The sequence below is a fragment of the Geomonas sp. genome (genome assembly GCF_035254065.1).
In the GTDB taxonomy this organism is placed as follows: domain Bacteria; phylum Desulfobacterota; class Desulfuromonadia; order Geobacterales; family Geobacteraceae; genus Geomonas.
The window spans coordinates 1-3390 of sequence record NZ_DATFBA010000263.1 but is presented as its reverse complement, the minus strand read 5'-3'; the positions used below and the strand labels follow the sequence as shown (position 1 = coordinate 3390).

The 3390-nt window shown below is 64.6% G+C and carries 3 protein-coding genes; 2 read left to right on the top strand and 1 reads right to left on the bottom strand.

Translation table 11 applies throughout. The features are described 5' to 3' along the window. Nucleotides 1–215 precede the first annotated feature (215 nt). Nucleotides 216–956 (top strand): acetate uptake transporter family protein, encoded by a 741-nt coding sequence (locus VJ604_RS12095; RefSeq protein ID WP_324082816.1) that lies wholly within the window; start codon nucleotides 216–218, stop codon nucleotides 954–956. Between the two features lie 121 nt (nucleotides 957–1077). On the opposite strand, the gene VJ604_RS12090 is transcribed toward VJ604_RS12095, so the two are convergent. After that, nucleotides 1078–1992 (bottom strand): PLP-dependent cysteine synthase family protein, encoded by a 915-nt coding sequence (locus VJ604_RS12090; protein ID WP_324082814.1) that lies wholly within the window; start codon nucleotides 1990–1992, stop codon nucleotides 1078–1080. 215 nt (nucleotides 1993–2207) lie between these two features. On the opposite strand from VJ604_RS12090, the gene VJ604_RS12085 reads away from it, so the two are divergent. Further along, nucleotides 2208–3390: cation:proton antiporter (locus VJ604_RS12085; RefSeq protein WP_324082812.1), on the top strand; the 1183-nt coding region annotated here is incomplete at its 3' end.

Genomic DNA, 3390 nt, shown 5'->3' with positions numbered 1-3390 from the left:
TTCCCTCACCCCAGCCCTCTCCCGGAGGGCGAGGGAGAGTTGGCAGGGGGGTGTGAGTCACGGTGCAACATCCTTCCGGACAACAGTTTGCAGCGATGCCGACGCCTCTGCTAGAATGAAAGATGGCAGAAAAACAGCAGTTTTGGCGAAGACAGCAACCATGTTCCGCCCATCTCCACCTCACTGCACCTGGACATGGGAAAGGAGGAAGCGTCATGGCAATTCAAGAAGAATATGTAACGCCTGTACAGAGCACGAGCGTACAAGGAACCACCGTGCAGGGCACGCCGGGCGGAGCCGCCAACGTGTTCCTGCAACCTGTCGCCCCGCCGTCAATACTGGGGATGTTCGCCTTCGCGGGCGCGACCTTCATGATCGCCGCCTGGCTGGCCGGCTGGTACGGCTCGGCCATGTCCCCCTTCTATATCGCGCCCTTCGTCGCGGTCTGCGGCGGCATCGTGCAGCTGGTTTGCTCGGTGTGGGCCTTCAGGGCGCGTGACGGGCTGGCAACGGCCATCCACGGGACCTGGGGCGCCTTTTACCTGGGCTACGGACTGCTCTACGCGATCTTCTCGCTGCAGCCGCGGCTGATCCCGATGGGAGGGATCTTCCCCGAGCTGGGGATGTGGTTCGTCGTGCTGGCGGCCATCAGCTGGGTGCTCACCCTGGCCGCCATGGGACACAGCCTGGCGCTGGCCGCCGTGATGATGAGCGTGTCCGGCGGAGCGACCTTCGCCGCCATCGGCCTGCTGGCGGGAGTTTTCTGGTGCTCGGTGCTCGGCGGTTACCTCTTCATCCTGGCTTCCCTGTGCGCGCTCTATGACGGAGCAGCCCAGGTACTGAAAGAGATCTACGGCCATGAGGTGCTCAAGATCGGCTACACTCCGAGAGTCCTTGCCGAGCCCGGCATCATGGCAGGTGCGGGCGAACCGGGCGTGATCCACGGCCAGAGGTGACCCGCTGCAATAACAACGGCAGTGCGGCGGCCAAGGGAGCTGCCGCCAACATCATGATGGCATGAAAAAAAGGGGAACCTTGCCGTGTCGGCAGAGTTCCCCTTCGCTGTTCAAATTGCGGTTAGGGCGGGCACTGTGCGCACATCGATTTGAAGAGATTGGTGCTGAGGTAGCGGTCGCCACGGTCGGGGACGATGACGGCGATGGTGCCCGACTGCAGCTCCGAGGCGAGCCTCATGGCCGCGGCGACGGCGGCGCCTCCGGACATGCCGCAGAAGATGCCGTGCCGTGAGGCGAGCAGTCTCGCGGTCTCGAACGCCTCGTCATCCTCCACCACCAGCTTGCGGTCGTAGGCGGTGGAATCGTAGATGGGGGGGACGATCGCCTCCTGCATGTTCTTGAGCCCCTGGATCTTGTGTCCCAGCACCGGCTCCACCGCCACCATGCAGACCTCTGGCTTCTTCTCCTTGAAGTACCTGCAAAGCCCCATGATGGTGCCGCTGGTCCCCATGCTGGCCACCACGTGGGTGACCTCACCTTCGGTCTGGCGCCAGATCTCCGGGCCGGTGGTGTCGTAGTGCGCCAGCACGTTGTTGGGGTTGGCGTACTGGTTCGGCATGTAGTACTTCTCCGGGTCCTCGGCGAGGATCTTGTGGGCCAGCCGGATCGCGCCGTCGGTCGCCTCGCACCCCGGGGAAAGCACGATCTCGGCGCCGTAGGCTTCCAGCACGCTGCGCCGCTCCACGCTCACGCAGGCAGGCATGACCAGCTTGATCCGGTATCCCCTGGCCGCCGCGATCATGGCCAGCGCGATGCCGGTATTGCCGGAGGTAGGCTCCAGGATGATCTTGTCGTGGGTCAGCTCGCCGCTTGCCTCCGCGGCCATGATCATGTGGCGCGCCGGCCGGTCCTTGACGGAGCCGCCGGGGTTGTTCCCCTCCAGCTTGGCGATCAGCCGGACGCCGGGGGGGCACAGCGAGCTGATCTCCACCACCGGAGTGGAGCCGATCGATTCGAGTAGACTTTTACCTTTCATGTGACGCCTCGTGTTCTGGAATGGCAGCTTCCGGCAGATTAGCAGCCGGCAATGCAGGTGCCGCAGGTTACCACGAGCGGACGGAGGCCGCAAGACAAAGCTCACCTCACCGGATAGCGGCAATTGACATCAGGTGACCACAACCTACAATGTGACGAGCCGACACTCACATTAAACGGGCCGCCTACCGCCATTCACCCGGAACAGGGGGGGCAATGGAGCACCACAACCTATCCCTGCTGCTGAACATCACCATGGCGCTCGTCTGGGCCTTCGCCGGCGGGGTGCTCGCGCGCCGCCTCGGGCTCCCCGCGCTGGTCGGCTATCTTCTGGCCGGCGTCGCCATCGGACCTTTTACCCCCGGCTTCATCGGCGACCTCGCGCAGATCGGGCAGCTGGCCGAGATCGGCGTGGTGTTCCTCATGTTCGGGGTGGGGCTCCACTTTTCGCTGCGGGACTTGTGGGAGGTGCGCAAGGTGGCCATCCCCGGCGCGGTGCTGCAGATGGCGGGTTCCTGCCTGCTGCTCTTCGCCCTGGCCCATTCCTGGGGTTGGTCTGTCCGCGCCGGGCTTGTGCTGGGGCTCGCCGTCTCCATCGCCAGCACGGTGGTCCTGCTGCGCGGCTTGATGGACAGCGGCCTGCTGAACAGCCCCCATGGCCGGGTGGCGATCGGCTGGCTCGTCCTGGAGGACCTCGCGACCATCTTCATCCTGGTGCTCCTGCCCCCCCTTTTCTCCCAGCAGACGGGCTCACCCACCATGTCGGTCACGCTAGGGATAGTGAAGGCGGCAGGCTTCGTCATCCTCATCCTCACCGTGGGGAGCCGGCTGCTTCCCTGGGTACTGCTGAGGATCAGCTTCACCAGATCCCGCGAGCTCTTCATCCTGTGCGTCGTCGCGGTTGCCCTCGGCACCGCGGTAGGTTCGGCCTACTTCTTCGGGGTGTCCCTCGCGCTGGGGGCTTTTCTGGGCGGGGTGGTGCTGGGGCGCAGCAGCGCAAGCCATCACATCAGCGCGGAGGTGTCCCCCTTTCGGGATGTCTTCACCGTCCTTTTCTTCGTCTCGGTGGGGATGCTGGTAAATCCCTCCTACCTGCTGGCGCACCTTGGCCAGGTGGCCGAACTCACCATCTTCATCGTGCTGGCCAAGTCGGTGCTCACCCTGATGCTGGCCCTGCTCCTCCCCGCACCCCCCCGTACCATGATCGTGGTCGCGGCGGGCCTGAGCCAGATCGGGGAGTTTTCCTTCATGGTGGGGCAGACCGGCGTCTCGCTCGGCATCCTCACCCAGCAGCAGTACTCGCTGATCCTGGCAGGAGCGGTGCTGTCGATCATGGCAAACCCGTTCATGTTCAAGGCGATCGGACCGCTGGAGCGGGCCTTGCGGCGGACCGGCTTCC